The sequence below is a fragment of the Pseudomonas sp. MHK4 genome (genome assembly GCF_054600775.1).
In genome coordinates this window covers 764,219-786,164 of sequence record NZ_BAAIAK010000001.1, presented here as the reverse complement: position 1 = coordinate 786,164, position 21,946 = coordinate 764,219, and the positions used below count along the sequence as shown (strand labels likewise).

19 protein-coding genes are annotated in these 21,946 nt (G+C 61.3%); 8 read left to right on the top strand and 11 right to left on the bottom strand.

Annotated features, from left to right (window positions below):
* Position 1: 1 nt before the first annotated feature.
* The 8 genes from ACYP2Q_RS03365 to ACYP2Q_RS03330 form a co-directional block, all read right to left on the bottom strand.
* Positions 2-1,015: an iron ABC transporter substrate-binding protein gene (locus ACYP2Q_RS03365; RefSeq protein WP_459729181.1), complete on the bottom strand. Its 1,014-nt coding sequence runs from the start codon at positions 1,013-1,015 to the stop codon at positions 2-4.
* A gap of 196 nt (positions 1,016-1,211) precedes the next feature.
* Entirely contained in the window at positions 1,212-1,778 is a 567-nt protein-coding gene (locus tag ACYP2Q_RS03360; RefSeq protein ID WP_459729180.1) for a PqiC family protein, read from the bottom strand.
* Between the two features lie 17 nt (positions 1,779-1,795).
* Complete coding sequence (locus ACYP2Q_RS03355; protein WP_459729179.1) at positions 1,796-3,451, bottom strand: PqiB family protein; 1,656 nt, start codon at positions 3,449-3,451, stop codon at positions 1,796-1,798.
* Entirely contained in the window at positions 3,432-4,088 is a 657-nt protein-coding gene (locus tag ACYP2Q_RS03350; protein WP_459729178.1) for a paraquat-inducible protein A, read from the bottom strand. The genes ACYP2Q_RS03355 and ACYP2Q_RS03350 overlap by 20 nt, the downstream gene beginning before the upstream one ends.
* Complete coding sequence (locus tag ACYP2Q_RS03345; protein WP_459729177.1) at positions 4,085-4,681, bottom strand: paraquat-inducible protein A; 597 nt, start codon at positions 4,679-4,681, stop codon at positions 4,085-4,087. The genes ACYP2Q_RS03350 and ACYP2Q_RS03345 overlap by 4 nt, the downstream gene beginning before the upstream one ends.
* A 208-nt stretch (positions 4,682-4,889) precedes the next feature.
* The gene (locus ACYP2Q_RS03340; protein ID WP_459729176.1) at positions 4,890-6,191 is read right to left on the bottom strand and encodes an NAD(P)/FAD-dependent oxidoreductase; all 1,302 of its coding nucleotides are present in this window, start codon (positions 6,189-6,191) and stop codon (positions 4,890-4,892) included.
* Entirely contained in the window at positions 6,188-7,276 is a 1,089-nt protein-coding gene (locus ACYP2Q_RS03335; RefSeq protein ID WP_459729175.1) for a polyamine ABC transporter substrate-binding protein, read from the bottom strand. The genes ACYP2Q_RS03340 and ACYP2Q_RS03335 overlap by 4 nt, the downstream gene beginning before the upstream one ends.
* Before the next feature lie 153 nt (positions 7,277-7,429).
* Positions 7,430-8,788 (bottom strand): glutamine synthetase family protein, encoded by a 1,359-nt coding sequence (locus tag ACYP2Q_RS03330; RefSeq protein WP_459729174.1) that lies wholly within the window; start codon positions 8,786-8,788, stop codon positions 7,430-7,432.
* A gap of 160 nt (positions 8,789-8,948) precedes the next feature.
* Between ACYP2Q_RS03330 and ACYP2Q_RS03325 the strand changes: the two genes are divergently transcribed.
* Positions 8,949-9,881 (top strand): helix-turn-helix domain-containing protein, encoded by a 933-nt coding sequence (locus ACYP2Q_RS03325; RefSeq protein ID WP_459729173.1) that lies wholly within the window; start codon positions 8,949-8,951, stop codon positions 9,879-9,881.
* Here ACYP2Q_RS03325 and ACYP2Q_RS03320 read toward each other — a convergent pair.
* Complete coding sequence (locus ACYP2Q_RS03320) at positions 9,878-10,459, bottom strand: cupin domain-containing protein (RefSeq protein ID WP_459729172.1); 582 nt, start codon at positions 10,457-10,459, stop codon at positions 9,878-9,880. The genes ACYP2Q_RS03325 and ACYP2Q_RS03320 overlap by 4 nt on opposite strands.
* A gap of 157 nt (positions 10,460-10,616) precedes the next feature.
* Positions 10,617-12,578 carry an oxidoreductase gene (locus tag ACYP2Q_RS03315; protein ID WP_459729171.1) on the bottom strand — a complete coding sequence of 654 codons (1,962 nt, stop codon included), beginning with the start codon at positions 12,576-12,578 and terminating at the stop codon, positions 10,617-10,619.
* Between the two features lie 314 nt (positions 12,579-12,892).
* On the opposite strand from ACYP2Q_RS03315, the gene ACYP2Q_RS03310 reads away from it, so the two are divergent.
* Together ACYP2Q_RS03310 and ACYP2Q_RS03305 are read left to right on the top strand one after the other, a co-directional pair.
* A complete protein-coding gene (locus ACYP2Q_RS03310; RefSeq protein ID WP_459729170.1) occupies positions 12,893-13,942 on the top strand; it encodes an ABC transporter substrate-binding protein in 1,050 nt (349 codons plus the stop codon).
* A 77-nt stretch (positions 13,943-14,019) separates the two neighbouring features.
* Positions 14,020-14,811: a class II aldolase/adducin family protein gene (locus tag ACYP2Q_RS03305; RefSeq protein WP_459729169.1), complete on the top strand. Its 792-nt coding sequence runs from the start codon at positions 14,020-14,022 to the stop codon at positions 14,809-14,811.
* A gap of 136 nt (positions 14,812-14,947) precedes the next feature.
* On the opposite strand, the gene ACYP2Q_RS03300 is transcribed toward ACYP2Q_RS03305, so the two are convergent.
* Positions 14,948-15,583 (bottom strand): hypothetical protein, encoded by a 636-nt coding sequence (locus ACYP2Q_RS03300; RefSeq protein ID WP_459729168.1) that lies wholly within the window; start codon positions 15,581-15,583, stop codon positions 14,948-14,950.
* A 110-nt stretch (positions 15,584-15,693) separates the two neighbouring features.
* Here ACYP2Q_RS03300 and ACYP2Q_RS03295 point away from each other — a divergent pair, with 110 nt between their 5' ends.
* The 5 genes from ACYP2Q_RS03295 (at position 15,694) to ACYP2Q_RS03275 (ending at position 21,790) form a co-directional block, all read left to right on the top strand.
* Positions 15,694-16,341: a TetR family transcriptional regulator C-terminal domain-containing protein gene (locus ACYP2Q_RS03295; protein WP_459729167.1), complete on the top strand. Its 648-nt coding sequence runs from the start codon at positions 15,694-15,696 to the stop codon at positions 16,339-16,341.
* 74 nt (positions 16,342-16,415) lie between these two features.
* Positions 16,416-17,132: a response regulator gene (locus ACYP2Q_RS03290; protein ID WP_459729166.1), complete on the top strand. Its 717-nt coding sequence runs from the start codon at positions 16,416-16,418 to the stop codon at positions 17,130-17,132.
* Positions 17,133-17,167: 35 nt separating this feature from the next.
* Positions 17,168-17,911 carry a substrate-binding periplasmic protein gene (locus ACYP2Q_RS03285; protein WP_459729165.1) on the top strand — a complete coding sequence of 248 codons (744 nt, stop codon included), beginning with the start codon at positions 17,168-17,170 and terminating at the stop codon, positions 17,909-17,911.
* Entirely contained in the window at positions 17,908-20,169 is a 2,262-nt protein-coding gene (locus tag ACYP2Q_RS03280; protein WP_459729164.1) for an ATP-binding protein, read from the top strand. The genes ACYP2Q_RS03285 and ACYP2Q_RS03280 overlap by 4 nt, the downstream gene beginning before the upstream one ends.
* A gap of 208 nt (positions 20,170-20,377) precedes the next feature.
* Complete coding sequence (locus ACYP2Q_RS03275) at positions 20,378-21,790, top strand: amino acid permease (protein ID WP_459729162.1); 1,413 nt, start codon at positions 20,378-20,380, stop codon at positions 21,788-21,790.
* Positions 21,791-21,946: the final 156 nt, after the last annotated feature.

Sequence of the window (21,946 nt, the reverse complement as noted above, 5' to 3'; positions counted from 1 at the left end):
ATCAAAGCAGTCCTGCCTGAGTCATCAGCTCCACGGCTTTTTTACTGTCGAGTTTCGAGGCGTCGACGGATGGGGCGTCGAGCTGCTGCAAAGGCACCAGTTTAGGGTTGGATTCGGCGTTCTTGCCCACGGCGTATTCAAACGACTTGCCGTCCTTGAGGATGGCCTGGCCGTCCTTGCCGGTGATCCACTTGAGGAACGCCTGGGCTTGTTCCTTGTGTTGGCTTGCGGCCAGGACGCCGCCTCCGGAAATGCTCACAAAAGCCCCCGGGTCCTTGTGTTTGAAGTAGTGCAGGGCGGTGTTCTTGCTGTTTTCGCCGGTCTTGGCCTGATCGACGAAGCTGTAGTAGTGGTAGATCACGCCGCTGTCGATCTGCCCGGCATTCACCGCCTTGAGCACCGAGCTGTTGCCCCGGTAGGCGGTGAAGTTGGTTTTCATCGCCTTGAGCCAGTCCAGGGTCGCGGCTTCACCTTTCTGTTCGAGCATGGCGGCGACGATGGCCTGGAAGTCGGCGCCACCGGGCGATGCGCCCCAGCGGCCTTTCCACTCTGGTGCGGCGAGGTCCATGATCGATTTGGGCAACTTGTCTTGGGGCAGTTTGCTCGGGTTGTAGACGAACACCGTGGAACGCGCAGCGATCCCCAGCCATTTGCCGTGGGCCGGGCGGTAGGCCGGGTCGACCTGTTCCAGGGTGGCTTTGTCCACGGGGGCAAACAGGCCAGCACTATCGACCAGAACCATCGCCGGGGAGTTTTCGGTGAGGAACACATCGGCCGGCGAGTCAGTGCCTTCCTGGACGATCTGGTTGCCCATTTCGGTGTCATCGCCGTTGCGCAGGGTGACCGCAATACCGGTTTCCTGGGTAAACCCCTCGACCCAGGCTTTGGTCAGGCTTTCATGCTGGGCGTTGTAGACCACGATGCCGACGGTATCGGCGGCGTAAACGTGACCTGCGCTCACCAGGGCGGTGACCAGCAAGGCCTTTTTGAGGATCGAAGGGATAGGGGACTTCATGCGGCGTCAGCTCCTGTTATTTTTGGTCTTGCAGGCTGATTCGAGCGAATCGACAAAAGAAGGTCGTCAATTATTCTAGATCAATACGAATCATTTGCAGCCTGTAGGAGCGAGCTTGCTCGCGATGGTGTATCAGACACATTGATGTCGCCTGACACACCATCGCGAGCAAGCTCGCTCCTACAGGGGAATGGTGTTATGGGCTGGTACTTGCGGATGGACAACCTTTTTGCGTGGAGGCCGCTGCCTGGTTGATCAGCGCGGCCAGGCGCCTGACGTTATTTTGCTGCGCCGCCACCAGCTCATCGATGGACGGTCCCGACGGTGTCTGCAGGGTGCTGCGGCAAGTGTCCATGAGGTTTTCACTGCCATTGTTGGTACGCAGGCGCCATTTCACGTCGAGCAGTCCATACTGGCCGGGAATCGAATCAAAGCGCTGTACTTCCAGGCGCACCGATACCCTGCGTTGCGGATTGTTGTTGATCATCTGGTCGCTCAGGGCACTGCGCAACTCGTCCACCAGGCTGGCCCCCCACCATTGTGTTTCGAGGATTGCCATGCCGGTATTGCCCTGGCGCACGACGATCTGCGGGCGATCGACCTGGGGCGGGACGGTGAGCATTTCAATCTGGATACCGGCGGTACCGCGTGAACTGCCTGCCAGTTGGGCCGGGGTCAGGGTGTGGAACTGGATCGGATCGCTGCGGCAGGCGGCGAGCAACGACAGCGCAGCGACCAACGTTATTTTCAGGGGAAAAGCCATGAATGTTGCTCCTGTGGTCATTTGCTCGGCGGCCCTTGCATATCCATCGGTGCGGCATTATCCGGACGACCGCGAATCAGCGATTCCGGATGCCGGCCAAGGTAATCCGCCAGGTCACGCAAGGAACGCGAGGTGCGCCCGAGTTCGTCCAGGGTCTGCCCGAGTTTTTCCCGCTGCGGCGAGTCTTCAGCCAGTGTCGAGCTGGCCGACTGCAGGGTCTTGCTCATGTCCGTCAAGGTGGTTTGCACACCCGGCAGGGTCTTGGCATGGAATTGCACCAAGCCTTTGCGCAGTTCGACGAGGTTGCTGTCAAGATTGCCGGCAATGCGCTCGATAGGCAGTTGGTTGAGCTTGTTGACCATGGCTTCGAGTTTTTCCTGCAATTGTTCGAGGCTGCCTGGGACGGTCGGAATACTGACTGGACGGGCGCTTTGATCAAATACGACTTTCTGCGCTTTAGGGTAGAAATCCAGGGAAATGTACAGCTGGCCGGTCAGCAGGTTGCCGGTGCGAGCCTGGGCGCGCAGGCCGTTGTCGATAAAGGTACCGATCACGCGTACGGCGCCGGCTTCATCGTTGGGATCGTGATTGAGTGTCTGCTGCATCTTGGTGTGCGCGCGGCCCAGGCGCTGCGGATAGATCATGATGCCGACGTTGACCGGGAAGGTGCGTTTTTGCGCGTCGAAATCCAGATTGACCGACACCACCTTGCCGATTTCGATGCCGAGGAATTCCACCGGGGCATCGACCTTGAGCCCGCGCAGCGCCTGCTCGAAACGCAAGGTCATGTACTGGCCCTTGCCGCTCGGCGGGGCGAGGGCCGTTTGCTGGTCCTCGAACAGTTCGTAGGCATATTCCTCCGGGGCCGGTTTGTCGTCGGGACTGTATTCCGGCGCGCGGAACGCAACGCCACCCACCAGTAGCGCCGACAGTGACTCGGTCTTGACCGCAAAACCGTTGGCCCCAACGCTCACGTCAACGCCGCTGGCGTTCCAGAAACGGGTGTTCTCGGTGACGTACTGATCGTTCGGTGCGTGGATGAACAGTTCGATGTTCACCCCTTTGCCATCGGGGTCCAGGGCGTACGCCACGACCTGGCCGACCGGAATCTTGCGGTAGTAGACCGGCGAGCCGATATCCAGTGAGCCCAGGTCCTGGGTATGCAGGGTGAAGCGTTTGCCCGGCTCGCCATAGGTGATGGCGGGCGGGTTTTCCAGGCCGGTGAAGTTCTTCGCGCGGGCATTCTCCTGGCCGATATCGGCGCCGATGTAATCCCCTGACAACAGCGTATCGATACCCGACACCCCGCCAGCGCCGATCCGCGGCCTCACCACCCAGAACTGCGAGTCTTTACGGGTAAAACTTTCAGCCTGTTTCACCAGTTTAATCGTCGCATTGACATTCTTCTGGTCGTTGCTCAGTTCAACGTCCGAGACATGGCCGATCACCACGTTGCGGTACTTCACCTCGGTCTTGTTGGCGGTCAGGCCGTCACCGGTCTTGAAGGTGATGGTGATGGTCGGACCCTCCTGCAAGATGCTGTGGACCACCAGCGATATCCCCACCAGCACCGCGACAATCGGCACGATCCACACCAGCGAAAAGCTGAAGCGGCGGGTCTTGATCGGAGCCTGCCCGGGGGCCAGTGGCCCGTCAGTGGCTTGTGACTTCATCCGTGACCTCCTTATTTTGTGGTTGTTGCCGCTCTTTATCCCAGATCAGGCGCGGATCGAAACTCATCGCCGAGAGCATGGTGAACACCACCACCAGACCAAAGAACAGAATGCCCGGACGCGGTTCGATATCGGCCAGGGCCTGGAATTTCACCAGTGAGGCCACCAGGGCGACCACGATGACGTCGAGCATCGACCAATAACCGATGAGTTCGACGAACCGGTACATTTGCGAGCGCTGCCTGAGCGCCCACTGGCTGTCGCGCTGAACGGTCACCAGCAGCAGCGTCAGGGCGACGAACTTGACGCCCGGTACCGCAATGCTGGCGATGAATATGATCAGGGCGATGTCCCAGGCACCGTGCTGCCAGAACTCGATCACGCCGCTCATGATCGTGCTGTCGGCACCGTCGCCGACCATCTTGGTGTTCATCACCGGCAACAGGTTGGCCGGAACGTAAAACACCAGGGCGGTGAGCATGTAAGCCCAGGTTCGGGTCAGCGAGTTGGTTTTACGTCGATGCAAAGGGGCACCGCAGCGCTCGCACTCGTGGGGATCATCGGTCATGTCGCAGGCCAGGCCGCAGCTGTGGCACAGGCACAGGTTGAGGTCGCTTGCGAGGGGCGGCATTGTCATACGAGGTCCCACAGTTCACGAATATCGCGGCCGGCAATGCGGATCATCATCAGGCTGAGGACGGCCAGGGCGAACAGGCCGATACCGGGCAGCACATCCAGTAACCCGGCGAGCTTGATCACCGCGACCATCGCGCCCAACAGGCAGACCTCCAGCATGCTCCAGGGCCGCAGGGTTTCCAGCCAGCGCATGCTGAAACTGAAACCTGGCGCGCGCTGGTGCTTGAGGGCGAAGCCCAGCACCCAGATCAGCAGCAACAACTGAAAAAACGGTGCGATGATCATGGCGATCGCCGCTACCAGGGCAATGAAGGTGATGGGCCCCAGACTCAGCGCCACCACCGAATCCCATAGGGTCGCACTGTTTTTCAGGCCCTTGAGGCTGATGCTCATGACCGGATAGAAGTTGGCGAAAATCCACAGCATCAACGCGGCGAAGGTCAACGCCAGGCGTTGCTCCACGGTCAAGCCGTTATAACGCTGAAGCACGCCGCCGCAGCGGGTGCACAGGGTTTTCTGGTGTTTGGCGAGCGTCACTTTTTCGTACACGCTGTCGCAGTGCTCGCAGATGATCAGTGGGTCACTCGTCGCCATGGGCCAGGCTCGATAGAGGGCATAATTGATGAGCACCCCCTCAATATAGAAGTGACTCGCAATTGAGCAAATCGAAAGGCTAAACAAAGAGATGGGGAATGATCGGTAACCGTGTAGGAGCTGGCTTGCCAGCGATGGCGACCGAAAGAACAGCGCAAATGTTCAAGGCTGCCATCCCTGGCAAGCCAGCTCCTACAGGGGTGGGGTGTTAGCCCAGCACTTCGCGCAGGCGGTACCAGAGCATGCCCAGGGCCAGCAATGGTGAACGCAGGGCGCGGCCGCCCGGGAAGGTCATGTGCGGTACGGCGCTGAATACATCGAAACCTTTGCTGTGACCGGCATGGATCGCTTCGCCCAACAATTTCGCGCACCAGTGAGTCACGTTGACGCCATGGCCGGAGTAACCCTGGGCGTAGAACACGTTCGGGTGCTGGCTCAGGCGCCCGACCTGGGGGAAGCGATTGGCGGTAATGCCGATCTTGCCGCCCCATTGGTAGTCGATGCGCACATTCGCCAGTTGCGCGAAGACCTTGAGCATCTGCGGGCGCATGTAGGCGCTGATATCCGCCGGATCTCGCCCGGAGTAATGGCAGGCTCCGCCGAACAGCAGGCGCCGGTCCGCCGAGAGGCGGTAGTAATCCAGGCCGACTTTCTGGTCGCACAGCGCCAGGTTGTGCGGGATCAACTGCGCGGCAAGTTTCGCCGGCAAGGGTTCGGTGGCGATGATGTAGCTGCCTGCCGGGAGCACCTTGCCGCTGAGTTTCGGTTCGAGTTCCTCCAGATGCGCGTTGCAACCCAGCACCAGGTTGCCGGCGCGGACCGTGCCACCTGCACAACGGACTTGCACAGTACTGCCATGGATCAGCTCCAGTACCGGGCTTTGCTCGAAAATTCGTACGCCCAGAGATTGCGCGAGTTTCGCTTCGCCAAGCACCAGGTTCAGCGGGTGCAGGTGCCCCGAGCCCATGTCGACCAGGCCGCCGGCATACACGCCGCAATTCACCACCTGCTCACGGATCTGCGCGGCTTCGACCAGACGGGTTTCATGGGCGTAACCCGATTCCTTGAGTGCGGCGTGTTCAGCCTTCAGCCCGGCAAACTGCGCCGGGGTGTTGGCCAATTCGCAAAAGCCCCAGCGCAAGTCGCAATCGATGCCGTGATCGCGGATTCGACTGCCCACCACCTGCACCGACTCAGTCCCGGCATGCTCCAGATAGCGCACACCGTCGACACCGACATGCTTGGCGAAACCGCTGACGTCATGGCCAATGCCGCGAATCAGCTGACCGCCGTTGCGCCCGCTGGCACCCCAGCCGATCCGCCGGCCTTCCAGCAGGATCACCGAGAGCCCGCGCTGGGCCAGTTCGATGGCCGTATTGACGCCGGTAAACCCGCCGCCAATCACGCAGACATCGGCCATCAGGTCTTCGGCCAGCGTGGGGTAGGGCAACAGGCCGTTGGCCGATGCGGCGTAATAGGATTGGGCGTGTTCGTGGGTGTGCTGGTTCATTGGTTGGACTTCACTTTGCTCCAGGAACGCGTCATCAAGCGCATGATCGACTGCGGCGGCGTGGTCGAGATGTAGAGCTTGTCGAGCACTTCCTGAGGCGGGTAAACCTCGGGGTTGTTGACCAATTCAGGGTCCATGTACTGCTTGGCGGCCGGGTTCGGGTTGGCATAGCCGACCGAGGCGCTGACCTTGGCGATCACTTGCGGGTCGAGCAGGTAGTTGATGAAGGCGTGGGCTTGCTTCGGGTTGCCGGCGTCCGCCGGGATGGCCAGCAGGTCAAACCACAGATTCGCGCCTTCCTTGGGAATGGCATAGGCGATGTTCACGTTGTTGTTGGCTTCCTTGGCGCGGTTGGCGGCCTGGAACACGTCACCGGAGTAACCGAATGCCACGCAGATGTCGCCGTTGGCCAGGTCCGAGACATATTTGGAAGAGTGGAAATAGGTGATGTACGGACGGATGCTCAGCAGCTTGGCTTCGGCTTTCTTGAAGTCTTCGGGATTCTCGCTGCGTGGGTCCATGCCCATGTAATTGAGGACCGCGGGGAACACTTCATCCGCCGAGTCCATCATCGACACGCCGCAGGCGCTGAGCTTCTTGATGTTTTGCGGCTCGAACAGCACGGCCCAGGAATCGATGTGGTCGATGCCCAGCACCTGCTTGACCTTGTCGACGTTATAGCCGATGCCGTTGGTGCCCCACAGGTACGGCACCGAGTGCGCGTTACCCGGGTCGTTCTTTTCCAGCAGGGCCAGCAGTTTCGGGTCCAGGTTCTGGAAGTTCGGCAGTTGCTCGCGGTCCAGCTTGAGGAACGCGCCGGCCTTCACCTGACGGGCGAGGAAGTGGTTGGACGGTACGACCACGTCATACCCGGTACGCCCGGCGAGCAGTTTGCCTTCCAGGGTTTCGTTGGAGTCGAAAACGTCGTAGATCACCTTGATCGAGGTTTTGGCCTGGTAGTCGGCGAGGGTGGTCTCGCCGATGTAGTCGGTCCAGTTGTAGACGCTGACCTGTGGCTGCGCCTGGGTTACGGCGCTGAACAAGACCGCGAGCGCGGCCGGGACCATGGATTTCAACAGACGCATATCGATACCTTCTTGGAATTATTGGATTCTTCAGGTGGTGTTCTAGTGTTCTGGCGGCCGTCATCGCCAGCGGGCTGGCTCCCACAGGGGGAATGCCTTCCAAGTGTGGGAGCCAGCCTGCTGGCGATAAGGTCGTTTCAGACAGCGAAGGGGTCAGACGCTCAGCAACAGGAACTCGCGCTCCCACGAGCTGATCACGCGCTTGAAGTTCTCGTGCTCGGCGCGCTTGACCGCGACATAGCCACGCACGAACTTGTCGCCCAGGTAGCGGCTCACGGTGTCGCATTCTTCCATCTGCGTCAGCGCATCCTCGATGGTGATCGGCAGACGCAGGTTGCGCCGCTCATAGGCCCGACCCTGTACCGCGGCGCTCGGTTCAATGCGCTCGACCATGCCCAGGTACCCACACAGCAGGCTGGCGGCGATGGCCAGGTAAGGGTTGGCATCGGCCCCCGGCAAGCGGTTTTCCACGCGCATGGCATCCGGGCTGGAAGTCGGCACGCGCAGGCCGACAGTACGGTTCTCTTCGCCCCACTCGACGTTCACCGGTGCCGAGGTGTCCGGCAGGAAGCGGCGGAACGAGTTGACGTTCGGCGCGAACATCGGCAGCACCTTGGGGATGTACTTCTGCAAGCCACCGATGTGGTGCAGGAACAACTCGCTCATGTTGCCGTCGGCATCGGCAAAGATCGGCTGGCCGGTGGTTATGTCCACCACGCTCTGGTGGATGTGCATGGCGCTGCCCGGCTCATCGCCGACCGGCTTGGCCATGAAGGTCGCCGCGACATTGTGCTTGAGCGCGGCCTCGCGCATGGTGCGCTTGAACACGGTGATCTGGTCGGCGAGGTCCAGGGCATCGCCATGGCGGAAGTTGATTTCCATCTGCGCCGGGCCGTCTTCGTGGATCAGCGTATCGAGGTCCAGGCCCTGGAGTTCGCACCAGTCGTAGACGTCTTCGAACAGCGGGTCGAATTCGTTGGCGGCGTCGATGGAGAACGACTGGCGACCGCTTTCGGCGCGGCCCGAGCGCCCCATCGGGGCCTTGAGTGGCAAGTCCGGGTCTTCACAGCGCTGGGTCAGGTAGAACTCCATTTCCGGCGCGACGATCGGCCGCCAGCCTTTGTCGGTGTACAACTGCAGGACTTTCTTGAGCACGTTGCGCGGCGACAATTCGATCGGATTGCCGAACTTGTCGAAGGTGTCGTGGATCACGATGGCGGTCGGCTCGATCGCCCATGGCACCACGTACACCGCGTCGGACACCGGCTTGCAGACCATGTCGATATCGGCCGGATCAAGCAGGTCGTAGTAGATGTCGTCGTCGACAAAGTCCCCGGTTACCGTTTGCAACAGCACACTTTCCGGCAGGCGCATGCCTCGCTCATGCAGGAACTTGTTGGTGGGTGCGATTTTGCCGCGTGCAATGCCGGTCAGGTCGCTGACGACACACTCGACTTCGGTAATCTTGTGATCTTTCAGCCAAGTGAACAGCTGATCGAAAGGGGCATTCATAAAGACCTCGTTATTGGTTTTGTTAACGCGGGAGAAAGTCGATTCATCTGTAGGACGCTTCCCCTGTAGCGCGTTGACGTCTATCTTGGGCGAGCGTTGTGGTTCCATCTATCCACTTTTAGCAACACAAAGCGCACCAAAAGAGTGCGTAAGGTCACCCATGTCAACGTGCAACTCATTACAGGTCCAAGCCTTCAGCACCGCCGATGTCGCCGAGCAAATCCGCGCCACACCGGGCTGGGTCCAGCATTACCAACAGATGTCACCGGGGCATTTCGCAGGACTGGTGCGCTATCTGGATCTACAGGGCGTGGAGATCTACGAGGAGCAGATGAACACCCGGGTCGAGCAGAATTTCAGCGCGCCACAAGGCTCGCTGGCGTTCTGTTTCGACCGCAGCGACAACGCGCTGTACGTGTTGAACGGTGAAAGCCGCAACATCTGGATCACCCCGGAGAACTACCAGGAAATCGCCGTGGTGTTCGGGCCGGAGTTCGTAAAGCGCCATGCGCTGGATGTCGCGCGGCTGGAGGGGCTGTTCATGGCGCCGCTCAATTCGCAGCAGAATGCCTTGTTCAGTCGCTGGCTCAGCGCAACCCTGACCCAGCTGTCGCAGACCTACGACCCGCCCAGCCGCGAAGCCTTGACCCAGCAGTTGCTGGAAGACTGCCTGTTCATCCTCGACAACGCTTGTGTCCGCCTCGACCAGGGCGCATTGCAGCGCCGGGCCGGGGAGCGGGCGATCATGCAGCGGGTAGGGGAATGGGCGGCGGACAGCCCGGAGGAACAGCTCAATCTGCTGGAGCTGTCCCGGGTTGCCGGGGTCTCGCTGCGCCAGCTGCAGCATGCGTTCAAGACCTACACCGGCATGGCGCCAACCCAATGGCTGCGCCTGCGCCGTCTCAACAGCGCCCGCCGCGAACTGCTCAGCCGCACGCCGACGCAAACCACAGTGGCCGAAGTGGCCATGCACTGGTCGTTCTGGCATCTGGGACGGTTTTCCAGCAGCTATCGCGCGCTGTTCAAGGAATTGCCGAGCGACACCCTCAAGCGCGCCAGTGTCGCCCAGGCAAGCGGGCGCGGCCGGCGCTAGAAGGTCGGCGGGGTGATCACCCAGATCACCACCGCATCCACCTCGCCCGGGTTGCCGTAGCGGTGCGGCTCCTGGCTGGAGAAACTGAAACTGTCGCCTTCATTGAGCTGGAAGTAGCGCTCGCCGACCCACAACTCGAAGCTGCCCGACAGCAGATACCCGGCTTCTTCGCCGTCGTGGCTGTAGCTTTGCTGGCTGTAGGTGCCGGGCGGGAAACGCGAGTGGAGCATTTCCAGCTGGCGGTTGGCTTGCGGGGTCAGCAGCTGGTCGACGATGCCATCTTCGTAATGCACGTTCAGGCGGCTGTGCCTGCGCACGACAATACCGTCGTCTTCAGGATCGGTGATCGCCTCGCTGGCGAAGAACCATTGGATGGTCACGCCGAGACTGCGGGCAATGTTGAACAGCGCCGGGATTGACGGATAGGCGAGGTTGCGTTCCAGTTGGCTGATATAGCCGGCGGTCAGTTCGCTCTGCTGCGCCAGCTCCGCCAGGGTCATGCCCCGGCGTTTGCGCAGGCCGCGGATGCGCGTGCCGAGGAAATGCGGTTCGGCCTGGGTCTTGCTGTCATTGCTCATACTGAGTTCCAAACCCCTGTAGGAGCGAGCTTGCTCGCGATGGTCGCGAACGATGACGCGTGATGACTGGTTCAACGCGGCGCTATCGAGTCCATCGCGAGCAAGCTCGCTCCTACAGGTAGGGGTTAGTCATTAAAGCCCCGGAGTATAAACAGGCTTAAAGCTCCCACGCGACTTTCAACCCCTCATAAATCGCTTCTTCGGCGGTACGTGGCGCCAGGCAATCGCCGATGCGGCGAAATTCCACCAGGCCTTGCAGTTCTTCACCGAGGGTATCCACCGGTTGATGGCCCTGGCACAGCACCAGCGTGTCGATATTTTCCAGCAACATCGGCTCGCCGCTGGCGGTGTGTTGCAGGTAGACCGTGTTGTCGTCGCAACCGTACAACCGGGCGTAGGGGATGATGGGAATGGCGAGCCTGTGCAGCTCGCCAGCCAGTTGATCACGCACGTACAGCGGCAGGTTCTCCCCGCAATGGGTGCCGTTGACCGCCAGTTGCACTTGATGCCCGGCACGGGTCAGGCGCTCGGCGATGCCGGGGCCGATCCAGTCGCAGCGCCAGTCGACGACTACCACCGAACGGCCGATCTGCACCTCGTCACGCAGCACTTGCCAGGCATCCACCACCTGCAATTCGCCACCGCGTTCGAAGACCGGCCAATAGGGTTCGGCACCGGTGGCGACGATCACCATGTCCGGTTTTTCCTGCTCCACCAAGGCTCGGTCGACCCGGGTATTGCGCACCACACGCACCCCGGCCAGTTCCATTTCCCGCTGCAGGTTGGTGCTGGCACCACCGAACTCACTGCGCCGTGGCAGCAATTGCGCGAGCAGCACCTGACCGCCCAGTTGCGAACTGGCCTCGTACAACGTCACGTCATGGCCGCGTTGGGCGGCGACGGCGGCGGCCTTCATGCCGGCCGGGCCACCGCCGGCGATCATGATGCGCTTGCGCGTTTTCGTTGCCTGGCGTTGACCAAAGATCAATTCGCGCCCCGTTTCCGGGTGCTGGATGCAGGAAATCGGCAAGCCCTTGTGGAAGTGCCCGATGCACGCCTGATTGCAGGCAATGCAGGCGCGCACATCTTCAACGTGGCCGGTGTCGGTCTTGTTGGGCATCTGCGGGTCGCAGATCAACGCCCGGGTCATGCCGCACACATCGGCCTGGCCCCGGGCCAGGATCAACTCGGCTTCCTGGGGCTGGTTGATGCGCCCGGTGACGAACAACGGAATGTTCAAGCCGGCCTTGAAGGTGCCAGCCTCCTTGGCCAGGTACGCCGCTTCGATCGCCATCGGCGGCACGATATGCACCGCACCACCGAGCGATGCCGAAGTGCCGGCGACGATGTGCACGTAATCCAGTTGCCCTTGCAGCGATTGCACGGCGGCCAATGATTCGTCTTCGGTCAACCCTTCAGGATCGCGCTCATCGGCGGAGATGCGCAGCCCGATGATGAATTGCTCATCAGTCGCCGCACGCACGGCGGCAATGACTTCACGCAGGAAACGCAAACGCTGTTCCAGTTCACCGTTGTAGCCGTCGGTACGGCGGTTGACCCGCGGGTTGATGAATTGCGCCGGCAGGTATCCGTGGCTGGCCACCACTTCCACGCCATCGATGCCGGCCTGGTGCAGGCGTCGGGCCGCCGCCGCGTAACCGGCGACGATCTCGTCGATCATCGCCTGGTCCAGCGCCCGAGGCATCACCCGGAAACGCTCGTTGGGTACCGCCGACGCTGAGTAGGCCACCGCCAGCAGACCATCGCTGGACTCCATGATCTCCCGCCCCGGATGGAATACCTGCGACAGCACCACAGCGCCGTGGGCATGGCAGGTTTGTGCAAGTTTGCGGTAGCCCTCGATGCATTCGTCGTCGGTGGCCATCAGCACATGGGAGGTGTAGCGCGCACTGTCATGCACCCCGGCCACTTGCAGCACGATCAGGCCGACACCGCCTTCGGCACGCGCCTGGTGATAGGCAATCAGTTGCTCGTTGACCAGGTTGTCGGTGGGCATCGAGGTGTCGTGACCGCTGGACATGATGCGGTTTTTCAGGCGCTTGCCGCGGATCTGCAAGGGTTCGAACAGGTGCGCGAAGGCAGGGGTCGGGCTCGGCATGGTGCGGTTACTCCGGGCGGCTGACCTGTGTAGAAGCGAGCTCGCTCGCGATGGACGTTAACGATAACGCGTGTTGCCTGGATGAACGCGTCGCCCTCAGGTCCATCGCGAGCAAGCTCGCTCCTACAGAGGCATCAGGTTTGAGTTGTTTTTGTTTTATCTATAGAAATTTACCTTGAGTAAAAAATCAACTTGTTTTTTTACTAGGCCTTGAGTAGTTTCGTGTCGAGCCCGCTCCTGGGGCGACCCTCACCAACAATAAAAAAGGGCCATGTCGACCTGCAGTCGCCTGGTACCTGCACGAGGAACCACTGATGAAATCGAATACGCTCAAGCACGTTTTTTATCCCTTGGCGTTGACCCTGGCCATGGGCCTGGGCAGCGCACAGGCAGCATCGGACATGGTGGTGGTCGGTTACGGTGGCGCCGGACAAAAAGCCCAGGATGTGGCGTTCTTCCAGCCATTTGCCGCCGTGGATCAAAGCAAAGTGATCCAGAGTGAATACAACGGCGAGATGGCGAAAATCAAAGTCATGGTCGACACCGGCAACGTCGACTGGGACGTGGTGCAGATCGAAGGCCCGGACCTGATGCGCGGTTGCGAGGAAGGCATGTACGAGCGGCTGGACTGGACCCGTCTGGGCCACACCGACCAGTTGATCCCCGAGGCGGCGCAGGAGTGCGGGTCCGCCGCGCTGGTGTGGAGCGTGGCCATTGCGTACGACACCGACAAACTGGCCCAGGCTCCGACGTCATGGGCGGACTTCTGGGACGTGAAGAAAACCCCCGGCAAGCGTGGTCTGCGTAAACGCGCGGTGTACAACCTGGAATTCGCCTTGCTGGCCGACGGGGTGAAAGTCGATGAAGTGTACAAGGTGCTCAACACCCCGCAGGGCGTGGATCGGGCGTTTGCCAAACTGACTGAACTCAAACCTTACATCCAGTGGTGGGAAGCCGGCGCACAACCGCCACAATGGCTGACCGCCGGCGATGTGGTGATGACCTCGACCTACAGCGGGCGCATTGCCGACGCCGCGCAGAAAGGCAGCCACCTGGGCCTGGTCTGGCCCGGCAGCCTGTACGGCATGGACTATTGGGCGATCATCAAGGGCTCAAGACACGTCGACCAGGCCAAGCGCTTCATCGCCTTCGCCAACCAGCCGGATGCCCAGGTGAAATACGTCGAGCAGATCCCCTACGGCCCGACCAACATCCAGGCCGCCGCGCGGCTCGATGACAAACTGGCGCAGTGGGTGCCCACGGCGCCGCAGAACCTCAAGGGCGCGTTGTCGATGAACGTTGAATTCTGGGTCGACCATGGCGAAGAACTGGAGGAGCGCTTCAATGCCTGGGCCAGCAAATAAGTAGCGAGGATGGCTGGACGTGTCAAAGCGTCCAGTCTTACTGTCTGCCCAGCCGAACTGCCTGGAGAACCCGCACCATGAACAACCTCGCCACAGCCCAGACCGCCCCTGTGTGCAGCGCTACCGAACAGCGCCTGCGCGAAGAGCTGGCGGCCTGTTATCGCCTGATTGCGCACTTTCGCATGACCGACCTGATCTTCACTCACATCTCGGTGCGCATTCCGGGACCCGCGCATCATTTCCTGATCAATCCCTACGGGCTGATGTTCGACGAAATCACCGCGTCCAACCTGGTCAAGATCGATCTCAATGGTCACGCTGTCGAGCCGTCGCCGTATCCGGTGAATCCGGCGGGATTTGTGATCCACAGCGCCATTCACGGCGCCCGGGAAGATGCACAGTGCGTTCTGCATACCCACACCAAATCCGGTTGCGCGGTGGCCGCACTCAAGTGCGGGTTGTTGCCGGTGAATCAGATTTCGATGGAGTTCTACGGCCGCGTTGCCTACCACGACTACGAAGGCGTGGCCCTGGACATGGGCGAGCAGCAACGGCTGGTGGCGGACTTGGGCGACAAGCCGGTGCTGATGCTGCGCAATCATGGCCTGCTGACCGTTGGTGAGACTGTCAGTCAGGCATTTCTGCGCATGTACTACCTGGAAAAGGCCTGCGAAATCCAGCTGGCGGCGCAGGCGGCTGGCGAGGTGGTGTTGCCACCGGACGAGGTTTGCGCGCATACCGAGCGCCAGTTCAACGACCCGGGGCGGCCGCTGCAAGAGGGTGAGCTGAATGATCCGGATGCCATGCAGCTGGCGTGGGCGGCGTTGTTGAGATTGCTGGAGCGGGTGGCGCCGGGGTATCGGGATTGATCTGTATGCGTGGTTGTTCGGCCTGGCCTCATCGCTGGCAAGCCAGCTCCTACAGGGGTAATGGGTGTACGCGAGATCCCTGTAGGAGCTGGCTTGCCAGCGATGAGGCCGATCAGGCGACATCAATGCCCGCGAGTCACAACCGCGCCCCAAGACACGCCTGTTTCAACCTCTCATTGTCTCGCGGCAACAAGAACGTTGCGGTCAATGGCTTGCCACCGGTTTTCGCCGGGGCCAACGAAAGTTTCAACGGCTGCCCCCGTGAGGCATCGCTCAGCCAATAGTCCAGCTCAGGCGATGTGATGTCCGTACTGATCGAAAACAGGCTACCTACCTGGAAAGTCCCGCCGGAGGTCCAAAAGCCAGAAACCCGCTGGTCGACGGTGGCGCGAGTTCCCGTCGTGATGTGCAGGGGGCCACTTGCGGTGGCATCGGGACCTTCAAAGGGATCGCTATCAAAACCCAGTGATGCCGGTGCGATCTGCAGGGTAAGACGGGCTTTTTGACTTTGTGCGTGACAACTTATCAGCAAGGTGGCATTGACCTGATAATCCCCGTACGCGCTCTCGCCGAAGGTACGCGCGGTGAGCATGGCATTCTCGGCGTCAGGTTGTTCCAGCAACCACACGGGATGCGCCGGTCGGATCACCTCGATCTCGGCAGCGGCGATGGGTGACAGGCAAATGGCAGCCAACGCGGTAATGCTATTGCGAAGTGAGCGATTCATGAAGGTGTATTCAAAGTCGATGCGGGTACCGAGGTTAATACGCAAAGCCCTGTAGGCGCCACGCTCGCCGGCGAAGAACGATTACACGATGTGGCAGGTAAACCGCCTCTTGCTGTACAGTCGTTCAACGATCGACAAACCAGGAGCAGTCGCCGATGAACCAGGAAGCCCGTTTTTCCCGCATGGAACCGGAGTTGCGCAAGGCCAACCTGATCGAGGCGACGCTGGTGTGCCTCAAGCGCCATGGTTTCCAGGGCGCGTCGATCCGCAAGATTTCCGCCGAGGCGGGTGTGTCGGTCGGGCTGATCAGCCATCACTATTCGGGCAAGGATGAACTGGTGGCCGAGGCGTACATGGCGATCACCGGGCGCGTCATGACCCTGCTGCGCGATGCCATGGAGCAAGCGGCACCCAATGCCCGCGAGCGTTTGTCGGCGTTTTTCCGGGGTTCGTTCTGCGCCGAATTGCTCGACCCGCAACTGATCGATGCCTGGCTGGCGTTCTGGGGTGCGGTGAAAACCGCCGAGGCGATCAATCAGGCCCACGAACACTCCTATGGCGAGTACCGCGCGATCCTGGGCAAGGTGCTCAGGGAGTTGGCGCAGGAGGAGGGCTGGGAGCACTTCGATGCCGACCTGGCCGCCATCAGCCTCAGCGCACTGCTCGATGGCCTGTGGCTGGAATCCGGGCTCAACCCCGGGACCTTTACCCCCGAGCAGGGCATCCAGATTTGCGAAGCCTGGGTCGACGGTTTGCAGGCCGGTGGCCGGCAGCGTTTTTGTGGACAGACGAGTAGCTGTTGATCACCCGTTCAGCAGTGGCTACTCTCTGCCGCTGATGCAGTCCCCCTAATAAGAAACAAGCAGGACACCCAGCAATGACTCCTCGGGTACTGATCGTCGATGACGATCCGCTGATTCGCGAACTGTTGCACGCCTACCTGTCCCAGGAAGGCTACGACGTGCATTGCGCCGCCACGGCGGAACTGGCCGAAACCTTCCTGGCCAGCCAGGCCGTCGACCTTGTCATGCTCGATATCCGCCTGCCGGGCAAGGACGGCCTGACCCTGACCCGCGAACTGCGGGTGCGCTCGGAAGTCGGGATCATCCTGATCACCGGGCGCAACGACGAAATCGACCGCATCGTCGGCCTCGAATGCGGCGCCGACGACTACGTGATCAAACCCCTCAATCCGCGGGAATTGGTGTCGCGGGCGAAAAACCTGATTCGCCGGGTGCGCCATGCGCAAACGCCACAACCGGTGGCCGCCGTGGCCAAACCGGTCAAGCAGTTCGCCGACTGGGCGCTGGACACCGACCGCCGACGCCTGATCGACGCGGCTGGCAGCGAGACCTTGCTGACCCACGGTGAATACCAGCTGCTCAGCGTGTTCTTGCGCAACAGTGGCCACACCCTCAGCCGCGACCAGTTGATGGACCAGATCCGCAACCGCGAATGGGTGCCCAACGACCGTTCGATCGACGTGCTGGTCGGGCGCCTGCGCCGCAAGTTGCACGATGATCCCGCCGAACCGCAGCTGATCATCACCATCCACGGCGCCGGTTACCTGTTCACTGCCAGCCTGGCGGCGTGACGGCAGTGGGGCGCTGGCTCTGGTGGGTGCTGGTCATGTTTGCGGGCACGGTGCAGGCCGCAGAAAGAATCCGCTACTGCGATTACCCGGTGTACCCGCCGATTTCCTGGAGCGACGGCAAACAGGTGCGCGGTCTGGCGCCGAGCGTGGTCAAGCAGTTGTTCGGCCAACTCGGCTACGAAGTCGAGGTCGTGGTGTTGGGCAACTGGAAACGCTGCCTGCTGGACGCCGCCGAAGGCCGGGTCGATGTGGTGCTGGCCTACAGCACCGCGCAACGGGAACAGCGCATGCTGTTTTCCAGCGTACCGGTGCTGCGCGAAGAGGTGGCCTTGTTTATCAATCGTCGGCATCCGGTGAAGTTCGAACAGTTGCAGGACCTGGCCCATTACCGTGGCGGCCTGCTGTTCGGTGAAAGCTACGGCCTGGCGTTCGATCGCATGGTCGCGCAGCACAACAACATCGAATGGGTCGCCAGCAGCCGGCAGAACTTCGGCAAGCTGATTCGCGGGCGCATCGATTTCATCACCCAGGAGCGCCGCACCGGCGAGCTGTACGTGGAAAACCTGCCCGGCGCGCAAGACATCGTGGCCTTGCCCAAGGCCCTGAGCGTGGACTACTTGCGAGTCGCCGTTTCCCGCCGTTCGCCATTGGCCGCACAGATGGCGCAGATCGATGCGCAGTTGCAGCGCATGGTGGAGGCCGGTGATGTCGAGCGCCTGCTCAATGAAAGCGAAGTGACCTACCGCGACATGATCAACCTGCCGGCGGACGCACGATGATTCGCGCGCGCCGCGGTGGACTGTTGCGGCGCCTGTTGCTGTTCATTCTGTTGTTCAGCCTGGGTTTTACCGTGCTGGCCAGCAGCGTGCAGCTGTACATCGAATATCGCCGGGAAATGCGCGAGATCGACTCGCGCATGGAACTGATCCGCGCCGGTTACCTGGCCAGTCTTGAGCGCAGCCTCTGGGATCTGGATGAGGAACAGTTGAAGGTGCAGTTGCGCGGCCTGGTGGATTTCTCCGACGTCGCCAGGGTGCATTTGACCGGTGCCGATTTCGACCTGGTGCAAGGCAATCCCACACCTGCAGGGCCCTTGCGCATCGAGCGTTTTGCCCTGGATTACCAACCGCCCTCCGGGCCGTTGCGCCATCTCGGCGAACTCGAAGTCAGCACCGACCTGGGGGCGGTGTATCAACGCCTGTATGCCACCGGCTTGACCAACCTGTTGTGGATGGCGGCGTTTTTCTGCGGCCTGGCGGTGGCGCTGTCGGGCCTGTTTTATCGGCTGGTGACCCGCCACCTGAAAGTCATGGCCGAATTTGCCCGGCGCATTGCCGCCGGGCAATGGCACGAGCCGTTGCGCCTGGACAAGCGGCGCAGTGCGCAGAACGACGAGATCGACACCGTGGCCCATGCCCTCGACGACATGCGCAGGGCGATCGTCAGTGACATCGATCGCCGGGAAACCGATCGCCTGGCCCTGCAGGACAACCGCGACGAATTGCTGCGCAGGGTCGAGCGCCGCACCGCCAGCCTGATGCGCGCCAAGGACGAAGCCGAAGCGGCCAACCTCGCCAAGTCGCGGTTCCTGGCGACCATGAGCCACGAGTTGCGCACGCCGCTCAACGGCATCCTCGGTATGGCCGAATTGCTCCGTGGTGCCCGTCTCGACTCCCGGGACGGCAAACGCCTGGACGCGCTGCACAAGGCCGGCGAGGGGCTGCTGACCATCCTCAATGAAGTGCTGTATTTCGCCAAGCTGGAGGAGGGGACCAGCCTGCCTGAGCCAGTGAATTTCTCCATTCGCCAATTGCTCGACGAAGTCCTCACGCTGCTCGAACCCAAGGCGCTGGACAACGACACGCTGCTCAATTGCCGGGTCGATCAACGGGTGGCCGAGCATCACCACGGCGCCGAGCAATACCTGCGCCAGGTGTTGAGCAACCTGTTGGCCAACGCGATCAAGTTCACTGAAGGCGGCGACGTCAGTGTCCAGGTGTCGTTGCTCGCGCAGGCTCAAGGCCAAGAGGGACAGCGGCTGCGGGTGAGTGTCACCGACAACGGCATCGGCATTGCCCCGGCCATGCAGGCGAAGATCTTCGAACGTTTCACCCAGGCCAGCGAAGAAGTCGCCCAGCGTTATGGCGGCACCGGATTGGGCCTGGCCATCTGTAAACACCTGGTGGAGAAGATCGGCGGCTGCATTGGCGTCAGCAGCGAAGTCGGACGCGGCAGTTGTTTCTGGTTCGAGTTGACGTTGCAGCCGGCCGTCGCTGCCGTTGGCCTGACGCCGACTCAAGTGGCAGGCCCGGCGCTGGACATCCTGGTGGTCGAGGACGTGGCGCTCAATCGTGAAGTGGCCGAGGGCCTGCTGCAACGGGACGGGCATCGAGTCTGGCTGGCCATCGATGCTGAACAGGCGTTGGTGTCATGCGCGACGCAAGCCTTCGATCTGATTTTGCTGGATGTGCATCTGCCGGGGATGAGTGGCGTCCAGTTGTGCCAACAGATCCGCGGCAACGACGGACCGAACCGGCAAGCGCGCATCTTTGCCCTGACCGCCAGCGTGCAACCGGCGCTGGTGCGCGGTTATCTGGATGCCGGCATGGATGGCATCCTGGCCAAACCATTGAAGCTGGAACACCTGCGGCAGGTGCTGGCGGGGCAAGTAACACCCGTCCAATCGCCGGTAGACGACGAAGCGATGGACTGGCCGTTGCTGCAAACCCATCGCACCTTGCTCGGCGAACAGAAGGTACAGGGCCTGCTGGCCGTGCTGCACGATTCGATCCTGCAACACCGTGAGGCGCTGAGCGAAGCCATCGAGGCCGACGATTGCACTGAAGTCGCCCAGCTTGCCCACCGTTTGGCCGGCAGTAGCGATTCCCTGGGGTTTCGGGCATTGGCCTCGGTATTACGCACATTGGAAGAGGCCGCGCTGGGCAATGATGAGCCGACGGTTCGAGCACTGGTGCCCGCCGTCGAAGCGCAATTGCAACGTTCGCTGCATACCCTCAAAGGCCTGTTGCAGAGCTGACGTACATATTTGTTACGACTTTCTACAACTTCGATCTTTACGTACAACGCGACCTTACATGGCTTTCCAATAATCGACGCAACCGCCGCAGCGCGGTCTTCGAAGCTTATTGGAGATAATAATAATGAATTGCCGTAAAGCTGATTCCCCCCTGCACCATGACGTCCTGTCATGTGCCGCGCCCCTCACCGACTGCTGAGGAGCCGACATGAGTGAAAACACTGATCGTAAAGGCATCCAACTGACCCGAGCGCTGAAAAGCCGGCATATCTTCATGCTGTCCCTGGGCGGCGTCATCGGCACCGGGCTGTTCATGGGCTCCGGCGTGACCATCAACCAGGGCGGGCCGGTGGGGGCGATCCTGGCCTACCTGGTCGCCGGTTTCCTGATGTACCTGGTGATGGTCTGCCTCGGTGAACTGTCGGTGCAGATGCCGGTGTCCGGTTCGTTCCAGACCCACGCGACCAAATTCATCGGCCCGGCCACCGGCTTCATGATCGGCTGGGTGTACTGGATGAGCTGGGCCACCACCGTGGGCCTGGAATTCACCGCCGCCGGGATGCTGATGACCCGCTGGTTCCCGGCGGTGCCGATCTGGTACTGGTCGGCGCTGTTCGTGGTGGTGCTGTTCGGTATCAATGCCATGGCCACTCGTGCCTTTGGTGAAGCCGAATACTGGTTCTCGGGGATCAAGGTCGCGGCGATTCTCGGCTTCATTGTGGTCGGCGTGCTGGTGATCTTCGGCGTGATGCCCCTGAGCAGTGGCGCACCGGCGCCGATGGCAACCAATCTGATCGGCGATTCGCTGTTCCCCAACGGTTTGTCCGCGGTGTTCGCGGTGATGATGACTGTGGTCTACGCCTTCCAGGGCTGCGAGATCATGGGCGTTGCGGCGGGTGAAACCGATCAGCCGGAAAAAAGCATCCCCCGTGCCGTGCGCAACGTCGTGTTCCGTGTGCTGATCTTCTACGTGCTGGCCATCATCGTCCTGTCGGCCATCGTGCCGTGGCAGCAGGCTGGGCTGATGGAAAGTCCGTTTGTGCAGGTGTTCGACATGGTCGGCATTCCCTACGCCGCCGACCTGATGAACTTCGTGATCCTCACGGCGATCCTGTCGGTGGGCAACTCCGGCCTGTACGCCTCGACGCGCATCCTGTGGGCCATGTCGAAAACCGGCATGGCACCGAAAAGTCTTTCGCCCTTGAGCAAGCGCGGCGTGCCGTTGCGCGCCTTGAGCATCACCCTGTGTTTTGCCCTGGTGTCGCTGATGACCAGTTTCGTCGCCGCCGACACCCTGTTCATGGTGCTGATGGCGGTGAGCGGGATGTCGGGCACCGTGACCTGGATTGTCATCGCGCTGGCGCAGTACAAGTTCCGCAAGGCCTACCTGCGCGACGGCGGCCAACTCAGCGACCTGAAATACCGCGCGCCGTGGTTCCCGGTATTGCCACTGATGTGCATCGCGCTGTGCTGCTCGCTGTTCGTATTCCTGGCACTGGATGAAACCCAGCGACCGTCGCTGTATTGGGGGTTTGGATTCATTGCGCTGTGTTATGGCGCCTACTTCCTGATTCATCGCAAGCGCGGGGGCGTGCTGGCTCCGAGCCTGCCGACTGCCTGATTCCTTCTATCACGCACATCCCCTGTAGGAGCTGGCTTGCCAGCGATGGCGGCATCAGGTTCAACATCACTGTTGACTGGTCCACCGCTATCGCCGGCAAGCCAGCTCCTACAGGGGTTTGCGGCGTTCGGTAATTTTCGACCTGCCTCCTGTCGC

Excerpts from the sequence above, each read along its gene's own strand:
- ACYP2Q_RS03365 (WP_459729181.1), bottom strand. The coding sequence starts at position 1,015 with ATGAAGTCCCCTATCCCTTCGATCCTCAAAAAGGCCTTGCTGGTCACC.
- ACYP2Q_RS03360 (WP_459729180.1), bottom strand. The coding sequence starts at position 1,778 with ATGGCTTTTCCCCTGAAAATAACGTTGGTCGCTGCGCTGTCGTTGCTC.
- ACYP2Q_RS03355 (WP_459729179.1), bottom strand. The coding sequence starts at position 3,451 with ATGAAGTCACAAGCCACTGACGGGCCACTGGCCCCCGGGCAGGCTCCG.
- ACYP2Q_RS03350 (WP_459729178.1), bottom strand. The coding sequence starts at position 4,088 with ATGACAATGCCGCCCCTCGCAAGCGACCTCAACCTGTGCCTGTGCCAC.
- ACYP2Q_RS03345 (WP_459729177.1), bottom strand. The coding sequence starts at position 4,681 with ATGGCGACGAGTGACCCACTGATCATCTGCGAGCACTGCGACAGCGTG.
- ACYP2Q_RS03340 (WP_459729176.1), bottom strand. The coding sequence starts at position 6,191 with ATGAACCAGCACACCCACGAACACGCCCAATCCTATTACGCCGCATCG.
- ACYP2Q_RS03335 (WP_459729175.1), bottom strand. The coding sequence starts at position 7,276 with ATGCGTCTGTTGAAATCCATGGTCCCGGCCGCGCTCGCGGTCTTGTTC.
- ACYP2Q_RS03330 (WP_459729174.1), bottom strand. The coding sequence starts at position 8,788 with ATGAATGCCCCTTTCGATCAGCTGTTCACTTGGCTGAAAGATCACAAG.
- ACYP2Q_RS03325 (WP_459729173.1), top strand. The coding sequence starts at position 8,949 with ATGTCAACGTGCAACTCATTACAGGTCCAAGCCTTCAGCACCGCCGAT.
- ACYP2Q_RS03320 (WP_459729172.1), bottom strand. The coding sequence starts at position 10,459 with ATGAGCAATGACAGCAAGACCCAGGCCGAACCGCATTTCCTCGGCACG.
- ACYP2Q_RS03315 (WP_459729171.1), bottom strand. The coding sequence starts at position 12,578 with ATGCCGAGCCCGACCCCTGCCTTCGCGCACCTGTTCGAACCCTTGCAG.
- ACYP2Q_RS03310 (WP_459729170.1), top strand. The coding sequence starts at position 12,893 with ATGAAATCGAATACGCTCAAGCACGTTTTTTATCCCTTGGCGTTGACC.
- ACYP2Q_RS03305 (WP_459729169.1), top strand. The coding sequence starts at position 14,020 with ATGAACAACCTCGCCACAGCCCAGACCGCCCCTGTGTGCAGCGCTACC.
- ACYP2Q_RS03295 (WP_459729167.1), top strand. The coding sequence starts at position 15,694 with ATGAACCAGGAAGCCCGTTTTTCCCGCATGGAACCGGAGTTGCGCAAG.
- ACYP2Q_RS03290 (WP_459729166.1), top strand. The coding sequence starts at position 16,416 with ATGACTCCTCGGGTACTGATCGTCGATGACGATCCGCTGATTCGCGAA.
- ACYP2Q_RS03285 (WP_459729165.1), top strand. The coding sequence starts at position 17,168 with ATGTTTGCGGGCACGGTGCAGGCCGCAGAAAGAATCCGCTACTGCGAT.
- ACYP2Q_RS03280 (WP_459729164.1), top strand. The coding sequence starts at position 17,908 with ATGATTCGCGCGCGCCGCGGTGGACTGTTGCGGCGCCTGTTGCTGTTC.
- ACYP2Q_RS03275 (WP_459729162.1), top strand. The coding sequence starts at position 20,378 with ATGAGTGAAAACACTGATCGTAAAGGCATCCAACTGACCCGAGCGCTG.